At 71.9% G+C, this 23,764-nt stretch carries 22 protein-coding genes; 16 read left to right on the forward strand and 6 right to left on the reverse strand.

What is annotated here, in order from left to right; all coding sequences use genetic code 11:
- The first annotated feature begins 172 nt into the window (after positions 1–172).
- From rplM to ADK67_RS51105, 8 genes are all read left to right on the forward strand, one after another.
- Positions 173–616: a 50S ribosomal protein L13 gene (gene rplM, locus ADK67_RS22455; RefSeq protein ID WP_053718450.1), complete on the forward strand. Its 444-nt coding sequence runs from the start codon at positions 173–175 to the stop codon at positions 614–616.
- Entirely contained in the window at positions 613–1,236 is a 624-nt protein-coding gene (gene rpsI, locus ADK67_RS22460) for a 30S ribosomal protein S9 (RefSeq protein WP_082403694.1), read from the forward strand. Before rplM ends, rpsI begins: the two co-directional genes overlap by 4 nt.
- Positions 1,237–1,351: 115 nt before the next feature.
- Positions 1,352–2,686 carry a phosphoglucosamine mutase gene (gene glmM / locus ADK67_RS22465; protein WP_053718485.1) on the forward strand — a complete coding sequence of 445 codons (1,335 nt, stop codon included), beginning with the start codon at positions 1,352–1,354 and terminating at the stop codon, positions 2,684–2,686.
- A 26-nt stretch (positions 2,687–2,712) separates the two neighbouring features.
- Positions 2,713–2,874, forward strand: a complete 162-nt coding sequence (locus ADK67_RS51100) for a hypothetical protein (RefSeq protein WP_157620759.1) — start codon at positions 2,713–2,715, stop codon at positions 2,872–2,874.
- A gap of 93 nt (positions 2,875–2,967) precedes the next feature.
- Complete coding sequence (locus ADK67_RS49235) at positions 2,968–3,270, forward strand: hypothetical protein (RefSeq protein WP_197289574.1); 303 nt, start codon at positions 2,968–2,970, stop codon at positions 3,268–3,270.
- A 164-nt stretch (positions 3,271–3,434) separates the two neighbouring features.
- The gene (locus tag ADK67_RS22470) at positions 3,435–3,737 is read left to right on the forward strand and encodes a hypothetical protein (RefSeq protein WP_053718451.1); all 303 of its coding nucleotides are present in this window, start codon (positions 3,435–3,437) and stop codon (positions 3,735–3,737) included.
- Positions 3,737–6,661 (forward strand): WXG100 family type VII secretion target, encoded by a 2,925-nt coding sequence (locus tag ADK67_RS22475; protein ID WP_053718452.1) that lies wholly within the window; start codon positions 3,737–3,739, stop codon positions 6,659–6,661. The genes ADK67_RS22470 and ADK67_RS22475 overlap by 1 nt, the downstream gene beginning before the upstream one ends.
- On the forward strand, positions 6,658–7,116 hold the full coding sequence (locus ADK67_RS51105; RefSeq protein ID WP_053718453.1) for a hypothetical protein: 459 nt from the start codon (positions 6,658–6,660) through the stop codon (positions 7,114–7,116). The genes ADK67_RS22475 and ADK67_RS51105 overlap by 4 nt, the downstream gene beginning before the upstream one ends.
- A 373-nt stretch (positions 7,117–7,489) precedes the next feature.
- Here the strand turns inward: ADK67_RS51105 and ADK67_RS22485 are convergent, their stop codons facing one another.
- Entirely contained in the window at positions 7,490–8,305 is an 816-nt protein-coding gene (locus tag ADK67_RS22485) for a dienelactone hydrolase family protein (RefSeq protein WP_053718454.1), read from the reverse strand.
- Between the two features lie 134 nt (positions 8,306–8,439).
- Here ADK67_RS22485 and glmS point away from each other — a divergent pair, with 134 nt between their 5' ends.
- The 5 genes from glmS (at position 8,440) to tsaE (ending at position 14,559) form a co-directional block, all read left to right on the forward strand.
- Complete coding sequence (gene glmS, locus ADK67_RS22490) at positions 8,440–10,302, forward strand: glutamine--fructose-6-phosphate transaminase (isomerizing) (protein WP_053718455.1); 1,863 nt, start codon at positions 8,440–8,442, stop codon at positions 10,300–10,302.
- A gap of 15 nt (positions 10,303–10,317) precedes the next feature.
- Positions 10,318–11,712, forward strand: a complete 1,395-nt coding sequence (locus ADK67_RS22495) for a bifunctional ADP-dependent NAD(P)H-hydrate dehydratase/NAD(P)H-hydrate epimerase (RefSeq protein WP_053718456.1) — start codon at positions 10,318–10,320, stop codon at positions 11,710–11,712.
- A 179-nt stretch (positions 11,713–11,891) separates the two neighbouring features.
- The gene (gene alr / locus ADK67_RS22500) at positions 11,892–13,004 is read left to right on the forward strand and encodes an alanine racemase (protein WP_197289575.1); all 1,113 of its coding nucleotides are present in this window, start codon (positions 11,892–11,894) and stop codon (positions 13,002–13,004) included.
- The gene (locus ADK67_RS22505; protein ID WP_053718458.1) at positions 13,001–14,104 is read left to right on the forward strand and encodes an alpha/beta fold hydrolase; all 1,104 of its coding nucleotides are present in this window, start codon (positions 13,001–13,003) and stop codon (positions 14,102–14,104) included. The genes alr and ADK67_RS22505 overlap by 4 nt, the downstream gene beginning before the upstream one ends.
- Complete coding sequence (tsaE, locus tag ADK67_RS22510) at positions 14,101–14,559, forward strand: tRNA (adenosine(37)-N6)-threonylcarbamoyltransferase complex ATPase subunit type 1 TsaE (protein ID WP_231648312.1); 459 nt, start codon at positions 14,101–14,103, stop codon at positions 14,557–14,559. The genes ADK67_RS22505 and tsaE overlap by 4 nt, the downstream gene beginning before the upstream one ends.
- Before the next feature lie 330 nt (positions 14,560–14,889).
- Here the strand turns inward: tsaE and ADK67_RS22515 are convergent, their stop codons facing one another.
- From ADK67_RS22515 to ADK67_RS22530, 4 genes are read right to left on the reverse strand one after another with little or no spacing between them, the layout of a single operon-like run.
- Positions 14,890–16,104, reverse strand: coding sequence for a carboxyl transferase domain-containing protein (locus ADK67_RS22515; RefSeq protein ID WP_053718460.1), 1,215 nt, complete (start codon positions 16,102–16,104; stop codon positions 14,890–14,892).
- Positions 16,101–17,525 (reverse strand): acyl-CoA synthetase, encoded by a 1,425-nt coding sequence (locus ADK67_RS22520; RefSeq protein ID WP_082403698.1) that lies wholly within the window; start codon positions 17,523–17,525, stop codon positions 16,101–16,103. The genes ADK67_RS22515 and ADK67_RS22520 overlap by 4 nt, the downstream gene beginning before the upstream one ends.
- A gap of 34 nt (positions 17,526–17,559) precedes the next feature.
- A complete protein-coding gene (locus ADK67_RS22525; protein ID WP_053718461.1) occupies positions 17,560–17,865 on the reverse strand; it encodes a thioredoxin family protein in 306 nt (101 codons plus the stop codon).
- Positions 17,853–18,224 (reverse strand): MerR family transcriptional regulator, encoded by a 372-nt coding sequence (locus tag ADK67_RS22530; RefSeq protein ID WP_053718462.1) that lies wholly within the window; start codon positions 18,222–18,224, stop codon positions 17,853–17,855. Before ADK67_RS22530 ends, ADK67_RS22525 begins: the two co-directional genes overlap by 13 nt.
- 71 nt (positions 18,225–18,295) lie before the next feature.
- Between ADK67_RS22530 and tsaB the strand changes: the two genes are divergently transcribed.
- Genes tsaB through tsaD form a run of 3 tightly spaced genes read left to right on the forward strand, consistent with a single transcriptional unit; the run spans position 18,296 to position 20,482 of the window.
- Entirely contained in the window at positions 18,296–18,982 is a 687-nt protein-coding gene (gene tsaB, locus ADK67_RS22535) for a tRNA (adenosine(37)-N6)-threonylcarbamoyltransferase complex dimerization subunit type 1 TsaB (protein ID WP_053718463.1), read from the forward strand.
- Positions 18,979–19,437, forward strand: a complete 459-nt coding sequence (rimI, locus tag ADK67_RS22540) for a ribosomal protein S18-alanine N-acetyltransferase (RefSeq protein ID WP_053718464.1) — start codon at positions 18,979–18,981, stop codon at positions 19,435–19,437. The genes tsaB and rimI overlap by 4 nt, the downstream gene beginning before the upstream one ends.
- Complete coding sequence (tsaD, locus tag ADK67_RS22545) at positions 19,430–20,482, forward strand: tRNA (adenosine(37)-N6)-threonylcarbamoyltransferase complex transferase subunit TsaD (RefSeq protein WP_053718465.1); 1,053 nt, start codon at positions 19,430–19,432, stop codon at positions 20,480–20,482. Before rimI ends, tsaD begins: the two co-directional genes overlap by 8 nt.
- Before the next feature lie 196 nt (positions 20,483–20,678).
- On the opposite strand, the gene ADK67_RS22550 is transcribed toward tsaD, so the two are convergent.
- Positions 20,679–23,675 carry a BTAD domain-containing putative transcriptional regulator gene (locus tag ADK67_RS22550; RefSeq protein ID WP_053718466.1) on the reverse strand — a complete coding sequence of 999 codons (2,997 nt, stop codon included), beginning with the start codon at positions 23,673–23,675 and terminating at the stop codon, positions 20,679–20,681.
- Positions 23,676–23,764: the final 89 nt, after the last annotated feature.

Below are 23,764 nucleotides of genomic sequence, written 5' to 3' on the forward strand. Positions count from 1 at the left end.
GGGAGGGGTCGTTTTGACCCACGCCGACCCCAACCGGTATCTTCCTACGTTGTTGTGCGGTAACTGGTGCGCACTATGCGTACCTCGTGTTCTGGTCCTCTGCCCACCTGGGGTCTCTGGCCTGAGCAGCCGCCGCAATGACCCCAGACGCAAGTGACGACGAGGTAGACCCGTGCGCACGTACAGCCCGAAGCCCGGCGAGGTGACCCGAACCTGGCACGTGATCGACGCCCAGGACGTGGTGCTCGGTCGGCTCGCCACCCAGGCCGCGACGCTGCTGCGCGGCAAGCACAAGCCGACTTACGCCCCACACGTTGACACCGGTGACTTCGTCATCGTCATCAACGCGGACAAGGTGGCGTTGACCGGCAAGAAGCGTGATCAGGAGTTCGTGTACCGGCACTCCGGTTTTCCGGGCGGCCTGAGCCAGCGCTCGTTCGGCGAGGTGCTCGACACCCGCGCCGACCGGCTGGTCGAGAAGGCGATCAAGGGCATGCTGCCCAAGAACCGCCTCGGCCGCGCGATCGCGGGCAAGCTCAAGGTCTACACGGGCCCGAACCACCCGCACGCTGCGCAGCTGCCGCAGCCGTTCGAGATCAAGAAGGTCGCCCAGTGACCGAGCACCAGACCGAGGACATCGACGTGACGACCCCTGAGGCCGAGCTCGAAGCCGTCGAGACCGAAGCCGTCGAGGCGGAGGCGACCGAGGCTGAGGCCCCTGCGGCGGAGGCCACCGAGGCCGACGCCCCCGAAGCTGAGGCCACCGAGGCCGAGACCCCGGAAGCCGAGGCCGAGGACGCCGAGGTCGAGGGCACGCCCGTCGTGCGGCACACCCTCACCGCGGGTGCGCACCACCTCGCGCAGACGGTCGGCCGGCGCAAGCAGGCCATCGTCCGCGTGCGGCTCCTCCCCGGCACCGGCAAGTTCACCCTGAACGGGAAGTCGATGGACGACTACTTCCCGAACAAGGTGCACCAGCAGCTCATCCGCGAGCCCCTGGTGACGACCGAGAAGCCGGAGACGTTCGACGTCATCGCGACCCTGCGTGGCGGCGGCACCACCGGCCAGGCCGGTGCGCTGCGCCTCGCGATCGCGCGTGCGCTGATCGCCGTCGACTCCGAGGACCGCCCGGTGCTGAAGAAGGCCGGCTTCCTCACCCGTGACCCCCGGGTCAAGGAGCGGAAGAAGTACGGCCTCAAGAAGGCCCGCAAGGCGCCTCAGTACAGCAAGCGCTGACCTTTCCCTGGTCGAGCGAGCACCACCCTGCGGGAGCAGTCAGTTCTTCGTCGAACTGCTGCTCCCGCAGTGTTTTTCCCCCTGTTGTCGCGTGTGCATGGAGGTCACGGCGATCATGGCTCGGCTGTTCGGCACCGACGGCGTACGCGGTCTCGCCAACGCGGACCTGACCCCGGAACTCGCGCTGTCCCTGGCCGCGTCGGCGGCACGCGTGCTGGCCGAGCACGACCGCTCGCACCGCCCGGTCGCGGTCGTCGGCCGCGACCCGCGGGCCAGCGGCGAGATGCTGGAGGCGGCCGTGGTGGCCGGCCTCACATCGGCGGGCGCGGACGTGCTGCGCGCGGGCGTGCTGCCCACACCGGCGGTCGCCTACCTGGTGTCGGCGCTCGGCGCGGACGTCGGCGTGATGATCTCCGCCTCGCACAACCCCATGCCCGACAACGGCATCAAGCTGTTCGCCGCGGGCGGGCACAAGCTGCCCGACGCGGTCGAGGACGAGATCGAGCAGAAGCTCGGCGACCGCGACTACCGCCCGACCGGCGCGGGCATCGGCCGCGTCCGCGACATCGAGGACGCCGAGGGCCAGTACGTGCAGCACCTGCTGAAGGTGACGCCGCACCGCCTGGACGGCCTCAAGGTCGTCGTGGACTGCGCGAACGGCGCCGCGTCCGTGGCCGCGCCGGACGCCTACCGCCGTGCCGGCGCCGAGGTCGTGGAGATCCACACCGCGCCCGACGGGCTGAACATCAACGACGACTGCGGCTCCAACCACGTCGCGAAGCTGCGCGCCGCGGTGGTCGAGCACGGCGCCGACCTGGGCATCGCGCACGACGGCGACGCGGACCGCTGCGTCGCGGTCGACGCCGACGGCAACGACCTCGACGGCGACCAGGTCATGGCGGTCCTCGCGCTCGGCATGAAGGAAGCCGGCGAGCTGACCGACAACACGCTGGTCGCGACCGTGATGAGCAACCTCGGCCTGCACCTGGCGATGCGCGAGCACGGCATCGCCCTCAAGACGACCGCCGTCGGCGACCGGTACGTGCTGGAGGAGCTGCGCGCGGGCGGGTTCGCCCTCGGCGGCGAGCAGTCCGGGCACGTGATCCTCCCCGCGCACGCCACCACCGGCGACGGCCTGCTGACCGCGTTGCGGCTGATGTCCCGGATGGCCGAGACCGGCAAGCCGCTGGCCGAGCTGGCGGGCGTGATGCACCGCCTGCCGCAGGTGCTGATCAACGTGGTCGTCGGCGACAAGGCGGCGGTGGCGAAGGACGCGGCGGTCAACGAGGCGGTCGCCGCCGTGTCGGCCGAGCTCGGCGACACCGGCCGGGTGCTGCTGCGACCGTCCGGCACCGAGCAGTTGGTCCGGGTCATGGTCGAGGCGGCCACGCCCGAGCTGGCGGAATCCGCCGCGCAACGGCTCGCCGGTGTGGTTTCGTCGGTGCACTGACGCGCGAGTCGTTCGGGGGGTCTGGGATGGGCAGCATCGGTGTAGTCGAACTGGCGATCATCGCGGTGGTGCTGATCGGCATCGTCGTCGTGGTCGCGGTGTTGGCGGCGAAGAGCGGCAGCAAGCGGGCCCCGCACCCTCCCCGCGGCCACCAGCCACCTCAGCCGCCGACCGGTCCGCCGCAGTAGGCTGAAGCCCGCGCGCGGCGCATCGCCGGTGTGGTTCCCTCGGTGCGCTGATCGAGGATCGCACCGACCACCAGACCGTTCGGGGGAACGACCGTGCTGCTGGACCTCTTGCTGCTCCTGGCGCTGGCCGGGGTTGTCGTGCTCGTCGTCGTGATCGTGAAGTCGACGAAGAAGCCGCGGCAGTACCCCCAGCAGTACGGCCCACCCGGGCCGCAACAACCTCCCTACGGCCACCAGCCGCCTCCCGGTGGCCAGCCCCCGTACGGTCAGCAACCACCTCCTCCCGGTGGGCAACCCCCGTACGGTCAGCAACCGCCGCCCCCGCCGCAGAACCCGTACCCTCAAGGTCCCCCGCAGGGCTACTACCCGCCGCAGCAACCGCCGCGGCAGGGCTGAAGCCCGCGCGCGGCGTTTACACCTGCAAGGACCAGGCCGGAACCGCCGTCAGACGGCCCCACGGCCTGCCACGATGGGAACCGCACGCCGAAGCGTCGCGTCGAAAAGGGGCGAGTCGTCGAGTTGGGTCGTGGCCGTCGCGCCACGGAGGGGAGTGGAGCGCCGTGGCCGGTTACGGCACCAGTACCGAGGCTATGCAAAAAGCCTCGAAGGGCATTTCCGATGCGGCGAAGGAGACGGCCGACGGGTTGAAGGACGTCGGCCAGACCCAGACGGTCGCCCGTGATTTCGGTGAAGCGCACCAGCAGCACTTCACCAATTACCAGACGGGTATCCAGAACTTCGGCAAGGGCATCGCGAACATGACCAGCGTGCTCGGCGGATTCGCCGGGAAGATCGCGTCCGGCGCCTCCACCTACGGCGATGTCGAATCCACCAACGCCGCCGACTTGGGGAGCCAGTACTGATGGCCGAGCCGAGCTGGAACGACGTCAAATCGCTCCTCGACGACCCCAACGTCTCCGAGGAGACCAAGAAGTCGCTGCTGCACGACTACGTCGCGTCCACCGCGCCGTGGAACATCCCGGACGAAGCCGAGACGTACCAGGACCGGTACGACTACGACAGCTGGGACACCAGCCTCTACGACCGCGCCAGCAGCGACCTGGAAGCCCGTTACGACGAGGCCAAGGCCGAGCGCGACACCAACGCCTACAACAGCGAAGAGCAGACCAAGGCCGTCGAGGACGGCCAGGACAAGCTCGACGCGACGCAGCCGCCGACCTCGTCCGGCTCGGGCGTGAAGCTGTCCGACGAGCTGTTCGACGCCGGCAAGGCCGGGCTGAAGGTGTTCGAGAAGTTCGAGGGCATCTGGAACAACCGGCCCGGCGACTGCATGGGCAACACCACGGCGATCAACTACGCCGAGCAGATCCAGAAGCCGTACGACGAGCAGCGCGGGATCAACTTCCACAAGCTGCTGATGGAAGCCGACGAGTTCACCACCGCCAAGACCAAGATCGACGAGATGAAGTCGGACGTCGACGGGCAGCTCAAGGGCCTGTACGGCGAGTGGGAGGGCCAGGCGGCCACCAAGTCCCACGAGCACTACACCGGCAAGATCTCGCCGAAGATCACCGAGCTGGCCGACGCGTTCGAGGGCGCGGCCAAGCTGACCCGCACCGCGGTCAAGGGCGTCTACCAGCTGTGCAAGAGCAAGGCCGACGAGGTCCTCGGCATGTACCGGGAGCAGATCGGCCAGGCCGACACGTACATGGCCGAGAAGGTCGTGTCGTTCGCGCGCGGCGAGGGCGACTACTCCAAGGACCGCGTGTCGGAGATCGCCGGCTGGGTCGACTCGAAGACCGGCAGCAACATCGCCGACCGGATCAACTCCGACGACTGCAGCCTGAACGACGAGAACCGCGACTACGCGATCAACCAGTGCAAGAAGTGGATCCGCGACTCGTTCAACCGCGAGTTCTGGCAGCTCTACGAGCAGTTCAAGACGTGCTGCACCGAGACCAAGTCCTCCGTGGACGCCCAGTGGGAGACGCTCGCCAGTTACATGGCGGAGTTCGAGAACCCGTTCCCGGCGCCCGCCAGTGAGGAGAGCGGCGGCGACGACACCGGTGGTGGCGGCGGTGGTGGTGGCGGCACGGGTGGCGGCGGCAGCGGCGGCGGCACCGGTGGTGGCGGCAGCGGTTCCGGCGGCGGTGGCGGCACGCCGCCCATGCCGGAGATGCCGAAGCCCGAGAACCCGCTGGACAAGGACGGCGACGGCAAGCCGGACGAGCTCAAGGTGCCCGGCGACACCGACGGCGACGGCAAGCCGGACGACCTGGACGGCGACGGCAAGCCCGACGGGTTGAAGGGCGAGGAAGAGCCGCCCGAGACCGTCACCATCAAGAGCGGCGACAACGAGATCAAGATCACGGAGCCGGACGAGAACGGCCACGTGCAGATCACCGTCGACACGCCGCAGAGCGAGCCGAAGACCTACGACGTCGACTTCAGCAACAACCCCGACGCGGCGAAGGCCCTGATGGGCCAGAACGGCGGGGCGGCGCTGGCCGGCGCGTTGGCCGGTGCGACGGCGACCACCGGCGCCGTGCCCGGTGCGGCAGGCGCCGCGCCCGGCACCCCCGGCGCCGGCATCGGCGTGGGCGGCCAGGGCGAGGGCGCCGCGAACGGCGCGATCCCGATCGAGGCAGGCGCGGACGGCAAGGCGTTGATCGAGCTGGACGGCCTGGCCATCACCGCCGAGGTCGACCCGCTGACCGGTGAGATCAACCTGACGGTCGACAACGGCGACGGCACGCCCGAGGAGTACGGGGTCGAGTTCGGCGAGGACACCGCCGACTCCAACGAGACGCCGAGCATCCCGGGCCTGGACAACGCCGTGCCGCTGCCCGCCGACGTGCCCAGCGGCGACCTGCCGTCGGACGTCACCACCATGCCCGCCGAGGCGGAGACGCTGATCGGCCAACCGGAACCGGCCGTGGCCGGGGGCGTCGCGAGCGGCGGCTTCACCGAGCCGCAGTTCAACGCGCCCACCGCGCCCGACGCCGGCTTCGGCGGTGGTGCGGGCGGGGGTGGCTTCACGGAGCCGCAGTTCAACGCGCCGACGGCGCCCGACGCCGGTTTCGCCGGTGGTGCGGGCGGCGGTGGCTTCACCGAACCCCAGTTCGCCACGATGCCCGCACCGGACAACTCGGGCTTCGCGGGCAGCCCCGCCGCGGCCCCGGTCAGCGGCGGCTTCACCGAACCGTCGGGCTTCCAGGCCCAGCCGGTAGGCCAGGCCCAGGGCTTCCAGGCCCAGCCCGCCGCGTTCGACGGCGGCGGTGGTGGTGGCGGCAACGGTGGCGGCGGTTTCGCCGGTGGTGGCGGCGGTGGCGGTGGTTTCGCCGGTGCCGGTGGTGGCGCTTTCGCCGGTGGCAGTGGTGGCTTCGCGCAGTACGACACCGCGGGCACCACGTCGACGTCCGGCGCTTCCGTCCTCGGCGGCTCGGGCTTCAACGGCGCGGACTCGGTGCTGGGCGGCGGTTCGTCGTCGGCCGGCTCGGACAACACGTGGAGCAGCCCTCCGTCCAACTCCGCCGACCAGGGCCTGGCGGCCGACACGAACGCCTCGCAGGCGGGCCAGGCGGGTTCCGCCACGCTCCCGTCCATGCAGGAGTCCCAGTCCGCGGGCCAGCCCGCCGGTTCCACCGGTGGCGGCATGATGGGCGGCGGGATGATGGGCGGCGGCATGGCCGGCGGCGGTCAGCAGGGTGGCGGCGGCGACAGCGAGCGCAGCAGCCCCGGGCAGTGGCGCACGACCGGGTCGCTGTTCGACGACGACGCCAGCCTCAGCCGCGTCCAGGGTGTGCTGGGTGAGGAGGGCCGATGAGCGTCGCGTCGGAACGGCTGGCCGCGGCGATGAGCCGCATGGACCAGATTCAGCGGGAGCACGCCGACCGGCGTGAGCTGCGCGAACGTCACACGCGTGAGGCGAAGGAGCAGGCGAAGGACAGCTTCGCCAAGCAGGGCCAGGTCGCGCAGAAGATCGTCGAGCGGCTGGAGGAGAACGAGAAGGCGCAGAAAGCCGCCGGCGGTTGGAACACCAAGGCGGCGACGGAGAAGAAGAGCGGCGAGTTCAAGTTCGGCGCCGAAGACGACGAGCCGACCTACGAAACCCCGCCGCCGGCGACCACGTCGTGGACGCCGACCCCGCCGCCACCCCCGGTCCAACCACCAGCAGCAGCCCCACCGCCACCCCCACCCCCACCACGCCCGACCGCTCCCCGCCGCCCGGCGCGGGTGGACGACGACGACGATTTCGGCAGCCAAAGCTGGCTGACCTGACGTTCCCCCGGCCCCTCGACGTCAAGTGCCAACCCAATCGGGTGAACATCGCCCGAAAATGTACGGAAACACTGTTCCCGTACATCGGTTGATATGACCGCCCCCGCAACCACCGCCCCGCGCCACCACCGCAACGGACGCGACCACCGGGGACCAGTCACCAGGCACACGACGACGAGGGGCCGGAGGAACCCAGGAGCCATGCCGCACACCCACCTACCCGCCACCACCACGCCTGGCCCGCCCGCAACGCCCGGCTGGCCGTGACGCCCGACCCGCCCGACCCGGCAGGCGGGTTGACTTGGCAGGTGGAGGACTTGGCGAGGTGGGGTGAACTGGCGAGGGTAGGGGTGACCTGGCAGTGGGTGGCGGCTCAGTGGCGAACGAGCGGACCGCGCTGGAACGTCAGCACAGCGCCCTTCACGTCGCCGTCCAGCAGCGCGTCCCACTTCTTCTCGCCCTTGAGCGTCCGCAGCAGGAACGCCGTCATCAGCGCCCGCGCCAGCTTCTGCGCCGCCCGCTCACCCTTGCCGTCGAGCAGCAGCTCGCTCCAGTGCCGCCCCTCCGCGAACCCGAGGTGGCTGGCCTTCGGCAACGACCGCAGCTGCACCGGCCCCTGCCACGCGTCCGCGATCGCCTCCGCGTGCCCGACCGGCGGCGCGATGCGATCCTCCCCACCGGCCAGGTGCAATCCGGGCACGGTGACCCGCCGGGCCGCGTCCAGGGCCGACGGCCGGGTCTCGGAGGCGGCCAACGTCACGACCGCCCGCACGCGCGAGTCGTCCGCCGCCGCGAGCACCGCCGCGCCGCCACCCATCGAGTGACCCGCCACCGCGAGCCGTGACGCGTCCACGCTGATCCCGCCGTCACCCAGCCGCACGCCGGTGCACACGTCGAGCGCCGTCCGCAGGTTCCCGGCCATCAGCCGCGACGACATCAGCGGCCCGCGTTGCGTGCCCGGCGCGGCGGCCACGAAACCCCACGACGCCAGGTGCCGCAGCAACGCCCGATAGCGGTTGACCGGCTGCAACCAGCCGTGCCCGAAGGCCACCGCCGGCAGCCCGAGCCCGACCGCGGGCGTGTAGATCAGGCCCGGAAGTCCGACCAACGCCAGGTCGCCGCGCAGCACGGGGTGCTCACCGGGCCTGCTGAGCTGGTCGAGCACCTGCTTCGCCGAGTAGCCGCTCACCCCGCGAACGGTAGTCGATCGTGGTGACGGCGCGCACGCTCCGATTGGTCTACACCAATTGATGTCTTGACCTGCGCAAACGCGGTGAAGTGGCCCTTTCGGGTGACGGCCCTGGTCTAGTTACTCTGAGCGGCGTGTGCGGAATCGTGGGATATGTGGGACACAGGTCGGCGCTGGACGTCGTGCTCGACGGGCTGCGGCGGCTGGAGTACCGGGGCTACGACTCGGCGGGCGTCGCCGTCCTCGACGGCGCCGGCGGTCTGGCCGTCGAACGCAAGGCCGGCCGCCTGAGCAACCTGGAGGCACGCCTGGACGAGGTCGGCCGCGACGCCTTCACCGGAGGCGCCGGCATGGGCCACACCCGCTGGGCCACCCACGGCGCGCCGATCGACCGCAACTCCCACCCCCACTGCGACGTCACGGGCCGCGTCGCCGTCGTCCACAACGGCATCATCGAGAACTTCGCCGCCCTCCGCGCCGAGCTCGAAGCCGTCGGCGTCGAGATGGCCAGCGACACCGACACCGAGACCACCGCGCACCTCATCGCCCGCGCGTACGACGAGGGCGACACCAAGGGCGACCTGGTCGCGAGCGTCCGCACGGTGGTCCGCCGCCTCGAAGGTGCGTTCACCCTCGTCGTCACGCACGCAGATCACCCGGACGTGGTCGTCGCCGCACGCCGGTCGTCACCGCTGGTAGTGGGCGTGGGTGAGGGCGAGACGTTCGTCGCCAGCGACGTGTCCGCGTTCATCGAGCACACCCGCGAGGCCGTCGAGCTCGGCCAGGACCAGGTCGTGGTGATCGACCGCGACGGCTACCGCGTCACCGACTTCGACGGCGAGGCCGCGCAGGCCAAGCCGTTCACGGTCAACTGGGACCTGTCGGCCGCCGAGAAGGGCGGCCACGAGTACTTCATGCTCAAGGAGATCGAGGAGCAGCCGGAAGCGCTGGCCAACACGCTGCGCGGCCACTTCCGCGACGGCCGGATCGTGCTCGACGAGCAGCGCCTCTCCGACCAGGACCTGCGTGACGTGGACAAGGTCTTCGTCGTCGCCTGCGGCTCGGCCTACCACTCGGGCCTGGTCGCCAAGTACGCCATCGAGCACTGGACGCGGCTGCCCGTCGAGGTCGAGCTGGCCAGCGAGTTCCGCTACCGCGACCCGGTGCTGGACCGCGACACGCTCGTCGTCGCCGTTTCCCAGTCAGGTGAAACTGCCGACACGTTGGAGGCCGTCCGTCACGCACGGTCGCAGAAGGCTCGCGTGCTGGCGGTCTGCAACACCAACGGCGCGCAGATCCCGCGCGAGTCCGACGCGGTGCTCTACACGCACGCGGGCCCGGAGATCGGCGTCGCGTCGACCAAGGCGTTCCTCGCCCAGATCGCGGCGAACTACCTGGTCGGCCTGGCCCTGGCGCAGGCGCGCGGCACGAAGTACCCCGACGAGGTGGCCCAGGAGTTCCACCAGCTGGAGGCCATGCCGGACGCGGTGCAGAAGGTGCTGGGCACCATCGAGCAGGTCCGCGCGCTGGGCCGTGAGCTGGCCGACTCGAAGGCCGTGCTCTTCCTCGGTCGGCACGTCGGCTACCCGGTGGCGCTCGAAGGCGCGTTGAAGCTCAAGGAACTCGCCTACATGCACGCCGAGGGCTTCGCGGCGGGCGAGCTGAAGCACGGCCCGATCGCGTTGATCGAAGAGGGCCTGCCGGTCGTCGTGGTCATGCCGTCGCCCAAGGGCCGGGCGGTGCTGCACTCGAAGCTGGTGTCGAACATCTCGGAGATCCAGGCACGGGGTGCGCGCACGATCGTGATCGCTGAAGAGGGTGACGAGACGGTTCGCCCGTTCGCGGATCACCTGATCGAGATCCCGGCGGTGCCGACGCTGCTCCAGCCGTTGATCTCCACGGTGCCGTTGCAGGTGCTGGCCGCGGAGATCGCCCGCAGCCGCGGTTACGACGTGGACAAGCCGCGCAACCTCGCCAAGTCCGTCACGGTCGAGTAGGGCAGGCTTGGCCCCATGCGGGGTCTGTGGACGACGGATCGGGTCAGGGCGGCGGAAGAACGCGTCATGGCGGTCGTGCCGACCGGTGCGCTCATGCGCCGGGCGGCGTTCGGCGTGGCGGTCGTCGCGGCGGAGCTGCTGGCGGGCAAGCGGCGGGTCGGCCTGCTCGTCGGCGCGGGCAACAACGGCGGTGACGCGCTGTGGGCGGGCTACTACCTCCGCAAACGCGGTGTCGCCGTATCCGCCGTCCTGCTGACACCTGATCGTGTGCACGCCGAGGGCTTGGCCGCGTTCCGTCGCGTCGGTGGCCGGGTGGTCGACCGCTTGGCGGACGTCGACCTGGTGATCGACGGCATCGTGGGCCTCTCCGCCCGCGGCCCGTTGCGCCCGGACGCTGCCGAGCACGTCGCGCACCTCGACGCGCCCGTGCTGTCGGTCGACCTGCCCAGCGGCATCGACCCGGACACGGGCGCGATCTCGGGGCCCGCCGTGCGCGCGCACACCACCGTGACGTTCGGCTGCCTCAAGCCCGTGCACGCGCTGGCCGACTGCGGTGACGTGCGGCTGGTCGACATCGGGCTGGACGGCGAGCTGCACGGGCCGGACCTGGTCGAACTGGACGTCGCCGACGTCGGCCTGGCGTGGCCGGTGCCGGGGCCGGAGGACGACAAGTACACGCAGGGCGTGACGGGTGTCGCGGCCGGTTCGGCGACGTACCCCGGCGCGGCGGTGCTGGCGACCGGTGCGGCGCTGCTGTCGACGTCCGGCCTGGTCAGGTATGCCGGTGCGGCGGTCGAGGGCGTTCGGGCGCGGTGGCCGGAGGCCATCTGCACGGGCTCGATCACGGACGCCGGCCGCGTGCAGTCGTGGGTCGTCGGGCCGGGTCTGGGCACGGGGTTGGGCGCGGAGGCGGTCCTCCGGACGATCCTGGAGGCCGGCGTCCCGGTGTGCGCGGACGCGGACGCGATCACCATGCTCGCCAACAACCCCGACCTGTGGGACGCCCGCGACCCCGACACCCCGCTGGTCCTGACGCCGCACGACCGCGAGTACGAGCGACTGGCCGGCCCGGTCGGCCCTGATCGGGTGACAGCCGCGCGGAAGGCCGCCGAGCGCTACAACGCCGTCGTGCTGCTGAAGGGCCACGCCACCGTGATCGCCGGCCCGGACGGCCGCGTCCTCGTCAACCGCGCCCGCACCTCGTGGGCCGCGACGGCGGGTTCCGGCGACGTCCTGTCGGGCGTCCTGGGCTCCCTCCTGGCCGCCGGCCTCGACCCGGTCCTCGCCGCCGGCTGCGCCGCGAAGGTCCACGTCCTGGCCGCCGAACTGGCCGCCGACGGCGCCCCGATCCCCGCCACCTCGCTCCTGCGGGCGCTCCCCGACGCCATCCGCGCCGTCCGCCCTCTCTGACCAAGACCATCGCGAGCGTTGAATTCAGTCAACCTGAACGTAGGACACGGCCGACCTGAACGTAGGACACGGTCGTTCCGAACGTAGGACACGCGCGTTCTGGAGGTACGACACACGCGACGCGAACGTAGGACACGCGCGATCGGGGTTGGTGGGGCTGTGTCACCATGAGCGGCGTTATGGCTGCTCCTCGCGCTGAGGTCGTGATCGACCTCGACAACCTCCGGCACAACGTCGCCCACCTCGACGCCCTCGCGCCCAACGCCGACACGATGGCCGTCGTCAAGGCCGACGGGTACGGGCACGGCGCCGCGGAGGTGGCCAGAGCGGCGGTCGAGGCGGGCGCGACCTGGCTCGGCTCCTGCTCCCTCGCCGAAGCCCTGGCGCTGCGCGCGGCCGGCCTCACCGTGCCGATCCTGGCCTGGCTGGACCCGCCCGGCACGGACTACGCGCCCGGCGTCGAGCAGGACGTCGACCTGTCCGCCTCCTCCGTCACCCAACTGGAGGAAATCTCGGCGGCGGCCGACAAGGCGGGCAAGCCGGCCCGCGTCCACCTCAAGATCGACACGGGCCTGTCCCGCAACGGCTGCCCGGAGTCCGGCTGGGCCGAGCTGGTCGAACGCGCCGCCAAGACCTACAACGTCGAAGTTCACTCGATCTGGTCACACCTGGCCGTCGCCGACGAGATCGGCCACCGCGGCACCGACGCCCAGGCCGAGCGCTTCGACGACGCCTACCGCGCGGCCCTGGCCGCGGGCCTCGACCCGCGCCGCCACATCGCCAACTCCGCCGCCCTCATCACCCGCCCCGACCTGCACCTCGACCTGGTCCGCCCGGGCATCGCGATCTACGGCCTCAACCCGGTCCCCGTCCCCACCGACCTGCGCCCCGTGATGACGTTCCGGTCCGCAGTCGCGTTGGCGAAGCGCATCCCCGCCGGGGAATCCGTGTCCTACGGTCTGAGCTGGACCGCGAAGAGCGACACGAACCTGGCCCTGGTGCCCGTCGGTTACGCCGACGGCGTGCCGCGCAGCCTGTCGAACCGGATGGACGTCTGGCTGGCCGGACGCCGCCGCCCGGTCGTCGGCCGCATCTGCATGGACCAGGTCGTGGTCGACTGCGGCGACGACGTGGTGGCGGAGGGGGACGAGGTCGTGCTGTTCGGATCCGGCGACAGGGGCGAGCCGACGGCCCGCGAGTGGGCCGACACCACCGGCACCATCGACTACGAGATCGTCACCGGCATGTACCGACCGCGTGTCACCCGGACGTATGTGGGGACACGCCCGTGAACACGCTGTGGAAGGCCGTCGGCTGGGCCGGCGGCATCCTCGGCGCCGCCGCGACGGGTGTCGCGGTGGGCGTGGCCGCGAACCAGAAGAAGGTCTCGAACGACCGCCAGGCCGACGACCCGCTCGCCGACGAACCACTGGGCCGCCTCACCCCGACCCGCGAGTCGACCGTCGCCGCCGACGACGGCGTGCCGCTCTCAGTTGAGGAAGTCGACCCGGAAGACGGCGGCAAACCCGACGTCACCGTCGTCCTCGTGCACGGCTTCGCCCTCGACCGCCGCTGCTGGCACTTCCAACGCCGCGACCTGGCCACCCTCGCCGAACCACGCGTCCGCCAGATCCTCTACGACCAGCGCAGCCACGGCCGTTCCGGTCGCTCCACCACCGAGGGCAGCACGATCGACCAGTGCGCCAAGGACCTCGACGCCGTGATCCGCTCCATGGCCCCCGACGGCCCGCTGGTCCTGGTCGGCCACTCCATGGGCGGCATGACGATCATGGCCTTGGCCGAGCAACGACCCGACCTCTTCGCCGACCGCGTGCGCGGCGTCGCCCTCGTCGGCACGGCCGCCGGCGCGGTCGGCGGCGCCGGCCTCCCGAAGTCCGTCCTGTCCCGCTACAACCCGGTGACCCTGGGCGTCGGCAGGCTCGCGGGCCTGCAACCGAGCCTGGTCGAATGGGTCCGCCGCCGCGCCTCCACCCTCACGTGGAGCGGAATCCGCGCACTGGCCTTCGGCACGGGCAAGGTCAGCCCGTCGTTGGTCGACCTGATGGAACAGATGATCAACGGCACCACGGTGCAGGTGCTCACCGAGTTCCTGGAAACCCTCGGCACGCACAACCGCTACAAGGCGCTGGCGGGTCTCCGGCACTGCGAGGTGCTCGTGATCAGCGGCGACGCGGACAAGCTGACACCTTTCTCGCACGCCGAGCGGATGGCCGAGGAAATGCCGCACGGCGAACTGGTCCGCGTGTCCGGCGCGGGCCACATGCTCATGTTGGAACAACCCGACCTGGTCACCGGACACCTGGTCGGATTGGTTCGGCGCAGTGCCGCCGAACGGTCGGAAAGCAGGCGGCGGTGGTGGCGACGAGCGTGACCGTGACGCTCCCCGAGGTGCACGACACCGAGGAGTTCGGGCGCAAACTGGGCAAACTGGTGCAAGGCGGCGACCTCCTGCTGCTGTCCGGCCCGTTGGGCGCGGGCAAGACAGCACTGGTGCGCGGCCTCGCCGACGGCCTCGGCGTCACGGGCCGGGTCAGCTCCCCGACCTTCGTGATCGCCCGCGTCCACGACCCCGCCCCAGACGGCCGGGGCGTCCCCCTCGTGCACGTCGACGCCTACCGGCTCGGCGGCCACCTGGACGAACTGGACGACCTCGACCTCGACACGGACCTCGTCGACGCCGTGGTCGCCGTCGAGTGGGGCGAAGGCGCCGCCGAACGGCTCTCCGAAGACCACCTGCTGATCAGGCTGGAACGCCGCGACGACGACGTGCGCATCGCCCACCTCCACCCCCACGGCACCTGGCTCAACCGCCAACTACCGACCTGACCACCAGGAACCCCGGCCCTTCGCCGCCACCCCGCCCTTTCCCGCCCACTGGCACGCCTTCCCCACCAAAGGGAGGGCTTCGTGTCATCCCGCCGACCTGGCTGTGCCCTACCGCGCGTGTCAAGGGGGCCTGTGTGTCCCTTGCCTGACACGTCCACTGCTGGCTGCCCCCTTGATACGTGTGGTAGCCCGGAGGGAGGTCGGTGGGATGACACGAAACCCGCACCACCACGGACCCGGCGCATAACCACCAAACCAGGCGTCATCCTGCTGATCTGCCCGTCCGGCGAGGACATGCTTTTAACGCTTTTAACCCCACCTCCCAACCCCTCAACCCTCCGAAATACCCCGCACCACCCCCAACTCCACCAAATCCTGCGGCCGCAACCGCAACTCGTCAGCGAGCCGCCGCACGTCCTCCCGCTTCAAGATCGCCGCCGCCATCTCCGGCGCGATCACCGAGAAGTACGCGTCCGGCGTGATCCACGTGTGCTCCGGCGACGACAGCGCCAACGCCCCACCGGACCCGCCTTCCCCGATGACCAACGTCGTGATCGGCACCCGCGCCTCCGCCACCGCCGCGAACAGCTCCGCGATCGCCGCCCCAACACCGGCCCGCTCGGCCGCCACGTCGTTCGCCGCGCCGGGCGTGTCCACCAACGTCAGCACCGGCAGCGCGAACCGCGACGCCAGCCGCACCAGCCGTGCCGCGGTCCGGAAGCCGGCCGGGGTGTTCGCCGTGCCGGTCTGCGCGGCGAAGGCGATCGCCCGCCCACCCCGCCGCCCGATCCCGCACAGCATCCCGGCGTCCACCCCACCGGCCCGATCACCGCTGATCGGCATCCGCAGGTCGAAGTAGTCGTCCAGGTAGGCCACCGCCCGGGGACGTTCCGCGGCACGTGCCCGCTGCACCGCGCTCCACCCGTCCACGGGCAGCTCTTGTGCACCCAGAGCGCGCGGCACCTCCGCCGGCACCGCATCACCGCGCGACAACAGGAAGAGCACCTTCGCCACGGTCGGGTCGACGTCCTCAGGCCCCACCACGACGTCCACCGTGCCCGCCGCGAACTGGCCCTCCGCCGTGTAGGCCGGGTTGTCCACCGGCCGGACCCGGCTGCCGGCGAACCCGACCTGCGCGCCGGACACCCCGATCACCACGTCCGCTCCCGCGCCCAGCGACGCCCACACCCCACCGGTCGTCGGGTCGCCCAGCACGGACACGTGCGGCAGACCGGCCTCCCGGTGCAGCGCGCACAGCCGCGCCACCCGCTGGAGCTGCCGCAACGACAGCATCCCCTCCTGCATCCGGCTGCCACCGGTCGCGATCTTCGACACCACCGGCAGCCACGCCGACCGCGCCTCGGTGAACGCCTCCTCGATCAGCTCACCGGCCGCCGTGCCGATCGACCCACCCAGGAACCGGAAGTCGAAGGTGATCTCCACGGCCTGCGGCAGCCGTCGCCACGACACCGACTCGACGGCACCGGACCGTTCCCGCGCCCGGTCGAGCTGCGCCTCGTACCCCGGCCAGCCGAGGGGGTTCACCGCAGTTCCCGCTTCAGCACCTTGCCCATGTCGTTGCGCGGCAACGCGTCCACGTACCGGACCACCCTCGGCCGCTTGTGCGGCGACAGCAGCCGGGCCACGTGGTCGCTCAGCACCTCCGGCGCGGGCGGCTCCCCGTCCGCCACGACCCACGCCACCACCCGTTCGCCCAGGTCTTCGTCCGGCTCACCGGTCACCGCGACCTCGGCCACCGACGGGTGCTCCAGCAGGGCGTTCTCGATCTCGCCCGCGCCGATCTTGTAGCCGCCGCTCTTGATCAGGTCCGTGGCGCGGCGGCCGACGATCCGCACGTACCCGTCCGGCTCGACCACGGCCAGGTCCCCGGTGCGGAACCAGCCGTCGCGGAACGCCTCACGCGTGGCGTCCGGCCGGTTCAGGTACTCCAGGAACAGGTTCGGCCCGCGCACCTCGATCTCACCGGGCTCGTCACCGACGCCCTTCACGTCGACCTCACCCGGCTGGTCGGCGACGACCCGCACCTCGACCCCGTCCAACGGCAACCCCACCGTGCCGGGCCGCCGGTCGCCGTCCGCGCGGACGCTGGTGTTCATCAACGTCTCGGTCATCCCGTACCGCTCGACCACCCGCTGCCCGGTCAACCGCTCGATGCGCTCGTGCACCGCAGCCGGGAGCGCCGCGGATCCGGACACCAGCAGCCGCGCCTTCCCGAACGCCTCGGCGTGCTCCGGTTCGGCCGCGATCCGGTGGTACATGGTGGGCACGCCGAACAGCATCGTGCCGCCGTCGCGCAACGCCTCGGCGGCCTTCGCCACGCTGAACGACCCGAGGTGGTGCACCGTCCCGCCCCGCCGCAACGGCCCGATCACCCCCACCCCCAGGCCGTGCACGTGGAACAGCGGCAGGCCGTGCACCACCACGTCGTCCTCGGTCCACGCCCACGCCTCGGCCAGCGCGTCGAGGTTCGTCGCCAACGCACGCCTCGGCAGCACCACACCTTTGGGTGGTCCTGTCGTGCCGCTCGTGTAGACGATCAACGCGGGCGCCTCACCATCCGGCTCGGGCAGCTCCACCGCCTCACCGAACGGCAACTCGTCGTCGATGACCAACTCGGGCTCGCTGTCCGCGAGGATGTGCGCGAGCTCCCGCTCCCCGATCTTGGGGTTGAGCGGCACGACCGGCACACCGGCCAACAACGCCCCGACCACCACCACGCACGTCTCGGCCCTGACGTGCGCCCACACCGCCACCCGCCGCTTGCCCACCAACCCGTGCGCGACCTGACGCGCCTCACGCGCCAACTGCTCGTACGTCAACTCCCGCTGGGGGAACCGCAGCGCGACCTTGGCCGCTATCCCCGACCCAACCCCCAACGACGACGTCAACGACAACGACAACGACAACGACGACGACGACGACGAACCCAGCGCCGGCAGCAGCATCCCCCTACAGTGACCGCCCTCACCCCCCGACGCATCACAAGTGTGGTTCGAGCCACGCGATCAGGTGGATCTTCGGCCGAGCGCCCACGGTCTGTGCCACCAACCGGCCGTCCTTGTAGAGCTGGAGCGTGGGCGCGGACATGATCCGCTGGTCGCGCGCCGTGCGCGGGCTCGCGTCCATGTCCACCTTCAGCACGGTCAAGTCCCCGCGCTCCCGGTCGATCTCGGCCAGCACCGGTTCCAGCATCCGGCACGGCCCGCACCAGTCGGCGCCGAACTCCACCAGCACGTTCCCGGCGGCCACGGCCCCGGTGAACTCGTCGTCGGTCAACGTCCGCACGGCCTGCTCCTCTGCTCGGCTTCCTCGAGTTGCGCGCGCACCTGGTCCCGCACGGCGTGCAGCCGGGTGATGCAGTCGTCCAGCTCGGCCAGCTTGCGCCGGTACACCTCGACGGACGCCGCGCAGGCGTCGCCGGTGGTGTGCCCGTCGCGCAGGCACTGCACGAACGGCCGGGTGTCCTCCAGGGCGAACCCGATGCCGGTGAGCGAGCGGATCTCGTGCACCAGCCTCAGGTCGTCCTCGTCGTACTCCCGCTGACCGTTCGCCGCGCGGCGCGCGGGCAGCAGGCCGAGGGACTCGTAGTAGCGCAGCGCGCGGGTGGTCGTGCCACCCCGCCGTGCCAGTTCTCCGATGCGCACGTGCCGATCCTCCGACTTGACGTTGACGTCAACACAAGTGTGGTTCACGCCACCCGATACTCTTGTCAGTTGTGCTAGTGCTCGCCTTGGACACCGCCACCCCCGCCGTCACGGCCGGTGTCGTCGAACTGACGCCCGGCGCACCTCCCCGCCTGCTCGCCCAGCGGGTGACGGTGAACGCGAAGGCGCACGGTGAGCTGCTCACACCGCACCTGCAAGCGGCGTTGGCGGAGGCCGGTCACCGGCTCTCCGACCTCGACGCGATCGTGTGCGGCTCGGGTCCCGGCCCGTTCACCGGGCTGCGCGTCGGCCTGGTCACCGCCGCCGCCCTCGGCCAGGCGCTCAACCGGCCCGTCTACCCCGTGCCGACGCCGGACGCCGTCGCGCTGGACGCCGCCACCGGCAAGCCGCTGCTCGTGGCGACCGACGCGCGCCGCAAGGAGGTGTACTGGGCGGCCTACGACGCGGCCGGCCGGCGCACCGACGGGCCGCACGTGGACCGGCCGGCCGACCTGGTCGCGAAGCTGCCCGCGGTGCGGCCCGCCGTGGTCGAGGCGGCCGGCGAGGGCGCGGAGCTGTACGCCGACGTGATCGGGCTCCCGGTGGTCGCGGCGCGCTACCCGTCACCGGTGTCCCTGGTCGCGGTCGCGGCCGAGGAGCTGCTGGCCGGCGCGCGTCCCGCCGCGCTGACCCCTCTCTACCTGCGGCGTCCCGACGCCGTGGAGCCGGTCGGCCGCAAGCGGGTGACCAAGGCGTGAGCTCGGGCACCGTCACGATCGCACCGCTGCGCCGCCAGGACGCGGTCCGGTGCGCGCAGATCGAGCGGGAGCTGTTCCCGGGCGACGACCCGTGGAGCGCGAACGCCTTCCGCAGCGAGCTCGACAACGGCAACTTCTACGTCGGCGCGTACGTCGGCGACGTGCTGATCGGGTACGCGGGGCTCGGTCTCGGCGACTTCGAGGCCAGCGTGCACACCATCGCCGTCGTCGCCGACTACCAGGGCGGCGGCGTCGGCAAGACCCTGCTGCGCGCCCTGCTCGCCAAGGCCGACGAGGACGGGCTGCCGGTGTTCCTGGAGGTCCGCACGGACAACGCGCGGGCGATCGGCCTCTACCAGGCGCACGGCTTCGAGCAGCTCGGCCTGCGCCGCCGCTACTACCAGCCGTCGGGCGCCGACGCGTACACGATGGGAAGGCCCGCGAACCGTGACTGACCGGCTCATCCTCGGTATCGAGAGCTCGTGCGACGAGACGGGCGTCGGCATCGTCCGGCTCGGCCCGGACGGGTCGATGGAACTGCTCGCCGACGAGGTCGCGTCCAGCGTCGAGGAGCACGCCCGCTTCGGCGGCGTCGTGCCCGAGGTCGCGTCCCGCGCGCACCTGGAGGCGATGGTGCCGACCATGCGCCGTGCCGTGGAGAAGGCCGGGATCGAGCTGCGCGACGTGCACTCCATCGCGGTCACCGCCGGTCCCGGGTTGGCGGGCGCCCTGCTGGTCGGCGTGTCGGCGGCGAAGGCGTACGCGGCGGCGTTGGACAAGCCGCTCTACGGCGTCAACCACCTGGCCGGGCACGTCGCCGCGGACACCCTCCAGCACGGCCCGCTGCCGAAGCGGTGCCTGGCGCTGCTGGTGTCGGGCGGGCACTCGCAGCTGCTGCTGATCGAGGGCCTGGCGGAGAAGATCACCGAGATCGGGTCGACCGTGGACGACGCGGCGGGCGAGGCGTACGACAAGGTGGCCCGGCTGCTCGACCTGCCCTACCCGGGTGGTCCGCCGATCGACAAGCTCGCCAAGCAGGGCAACGGGTGCGCGATCGCGTTCCCGCGCGGGCTGACCGGGCCGCGTGACGCGAAGTACGACTTCTCGTTCTCCGGCTTGAAGACGTCCGTCGCCCGGTGGGTCGAGAAGCAGGAACGCGCCGGCGAGGAGATCCCGCTGGCCGACGTCGCCGCGTCGTTCCAGGAGGCGGTGGCGGACGTGCTGACCGCCAAGGCGATCCGGGCGTGCAAGGACCTGGCCGTGGACACGCTGGTGATCTCCGGCGGCGTGGCGGCGAACTCGCGCCTGTCGAGCCTCGCGGCCGAGCGCTGCGCCGAGGCGGGCATCGAGCTGCGCGTCCCGCGTCCCCGGCTGTGCACCGACAACGGCGCGATGATCGCCGCCCTCGGCGCCCACCTGGTGGCCGCCGGCGCCAAGCCCTCCGCCTTCGACCTCTCCACCACCCCCGGCCTCCCGGTGAGCACCATCCAAATCCTCTGACCCCCGCGCGTGTCGAACCTCCAGGTCCCGCGTGTCGAACACTCAGGACCCCCGAGTTCCACGTTCGCGTCGGCCCACGTCGGACCTGAGCGTTGAATTCGGGCTACCTGAACGTTCGACACGCGCGACCTGAGCGTTCGACACGCGCGACCTGAGCGTTCGACACGCGGGACTTGGGCGTTCGACACGCGCGAGGCTAGAACGTCACGTCGAGGCCTTCGGCGTGGCCGGAGGCGAACGCGGCGGCGTAGGACTCAGCGCCCAGCACGGCACGCGCGGCGGCGGCGATCCGGTCCACGTCACCCCGTTCACCCGCCGGCAGCGGCACGCCCACGGACGCACGCGCCGCCGTCGCCGCACCCAACAGCCGTGCCGCCGTGACCGCGTCACCCGCCAACGCCCGAGCGCCCGCCACCCCCTCCAACGCCAACGCGATCGCCCGCGGGTCGCCCACCTGCCGCGCCAGCGCCAACCCCTCCTCCTGCAACTCCGCCGCCCGCGCCGCGTCACCCCGCAGCTCGGCCACGAACCCCAGCTCCGCCAGCACCAACGTCGCACCGGCCTCGAACCCGACCTGCCGGTGCCACGACCGCAGCCGCTCCCAGTGCGCCTCCGCCGCGTCCAGCCGCCCCTCCCGCCGCGCGCCCAGCGCCAACCCCGTCTCCGCGTACACCTCACCCGGCGAGAACCCGTGCTCCGCCGCCGTCCGACGTGCCTGTTCGTGCAGCTCACGCGCCTTCGCGTAGTCACCGACCGTCAACGCGACCCGCCCCAGCCACGACAGCTTGTACGACACCTCCGGCCACGACCGCAGCTCCTCCGCCACCCGCAGCCCGTCCCGGTGCACGGCCTCCGCCCGCACGTAGTCACCGGACAGCTGCGCGAGCACCCCCAGCCCGAACGACGCCTTCAACTGCCCCCACCGCTCACCCGACGACGCGAACAGCTCGGCGGACCGCGAGGCCGACGCCCGCGCCTCCTCGACCGAACCCCGGGCGAGGGCCTGGCTCACCCGGTCGCTGTGCGCGGCGGCCACGCCCCACTCGTCACCCAGCTCCTCGAACGCCTCCAGCGCCTGCCCGGTCAACTTCTCGCCGGACGGCATGTCCCCGACGGTCGACAGCACGTACCCCAGGAACCACCGGGCCCGCGCCTGTTCCAGCCGATCCGCGATCTCCGCCGTCCCCGAGATCGCGGACGGTTCCGCCGCCTCGCCGAGCAGCACCCCGAACCCGGCCCGCCACGCCACCGTCACCGGATCGGTCGCGGTCATCAGCCGCCGACCTTCCCGCAGCCGCCCGCGCAGGAACCAGTACCAGGTCAACGCGCACGTCAGCCGTGCCGCGTCGGCCGGTCCCAACGCGTCGTGCGCGGCACGCAGGTTCGCCGTGTCGGCGTCCAGCCGTTCCAACCAAACCAACTGCCCCGCCTCGCGCAGCTCGGGATCCGCGCGTTCGGCCAACGCCAGGTAGAACGCCGCGTGCCGGGCGCGCACCCGGTCGAGCTCGCCCGCCTCGCGCAGCCGTTCCCGCCCGTAGTCGGCGACCGACTCGAGCAGCCGGAACCGCGGCTCACCGGTGTGCTCGGGCGCGACCACGAGCGACCGGTCGACCAGCCTGGTCAGCACCTCCGACACCTCGTCGGCCGCCACACCGCCACCCGCGCACACGGCCTCGGCGGCGTCCAACGCGCACCCGTCCACGTGCGCGGACAGCCGGCGCAGCACGATCCGCTCGGCGTCACCGAGCAGGTCCCAGCTCCAGTCGATCATCGCGCGCAACGTCCGCTGCCGGGCGGGCGCGTCCCGGTGCCCGGTGGCGAGCAGCCGGAACCGGTCGTCCAGCCGGTCGAGCAGGGCCGTCACGCCCAACCCGCGCACCCGCGTCGCGGCCAGCTCCACCGCCAGCGGCAGCCCGTCGAGCCGGCGGCAGATCGCCTCGACCACCGGCAGGTTGTCCGGCGTCACCGTGAAACCGGGCGCGGCCGCGGCAGCGCGCGCCGCGAACAACGTGACCGCGTCCGAGAGGTCCAACGGCGGCACGGCCCACACCACCTCGAACGCCAACCCGAGCGGTTCCTGGCTGGTGGCGAGCACGCGCAGCCCCGGCACGGCCCGCAGCAGCCGGGAGACCAGCGCGGCGACCGGCTCGACCAGCCGCTCGCAGTTGTCCAGCACCAGCAGCACCTCACGGCCGCGCAACGCCTCCACCAGCGCCGTCCCGGACGCGTCCTCGCGCACGCCGAGCGCGTCGGCCACCGCGCTCACCACCTGCTCGGCCCGGCCGACACCGGCCAGTTCGACCAGCCACACCCCGTCCGGGACCGACACGCGCCGCGCGACCTCCAGGGCCAGGCTGGTCTTGCCGACCCCGCCGGGACCGGTGAGCGTCACCAGCCGCGCGTCGCGGGGCAGGTCGCACAGGTCCCGCACCGCCTGGTCCCGGCCGACCAGCTCCGTCACGGGCACCGGCAGGTTCGTGCGGGCGACCGGCCCGAGCTCGTGGTTCAGGATCGCCTGGTGCAGCGCGGCCAGCTCGGGGCCGGGCTCCAGCCCCTGCTCCTCGGCCAGCAGCCGGCGCAGCTCGGCGTAGCTCTCCAACGCCTCGACCTGCCGCCCGGCCCGGTAGAGGGCGCGCATGTGCAGTCCGCGCAAGCGTTCGCGCAACGGGTGCCGCGCCACCTCGGCAGCCAGGTCCACCTCGACCGCCGGCTCCGCCTCGCCCGTCCCGGCGAACTCCTCCAGCGCGGCCAACCGCTCCTCGGCCCACCGCGCGACCACCGGCGCCAGGAACGGCGCGTCCGCGAACTCCGCCAGCGGCTCGCCGCGCCACAGCGCCAACGCCTCGCCGAACCGACCGCGCGCCACCAGCTCCCGGAACCGCAGCACGTCCAAAGTGGACGGATCGACCCGCAGCGCGTACCCGGCGGGCCCGTGCGCGACCAGCCCGCGCGCACCCGGTTCGGCCGCCTCCAACGCCCGCCGCAGCTGCGAGACCTTGGTCTGCAACGTGTTCACCGGGTTGCCGGGCGGCTCGTCGCCCCACAGGTCGAACGCCAACCGGTCCGCCGACACGGGCCGCCCCTCGTGCGCGAGGAGGTCCGCGAGCAGCAGCCGGACCTTGACCTCGGGCACCCGGACCGCCTCACCGCCCGCCGTCCACACCCCGAGCGGCCCCAACACCCCGAATCTCACGCCCGGACCGTAACCGGCCCACCCCCAGCCGACCCGCAGCGGACCCGCAGCGGACCGTGCGCGCCACCGGCCACCGTGGAACTCACACG

This window comes from Saccharothrix sp. NRRL B-16348 (assembly GCF_001280085.1).
Classification (GTDB): Bacteria; Actinomycetota; Actinomycetes; order Mycobacteriales; family Pseudonocardiaceae; genus Actinosynnema.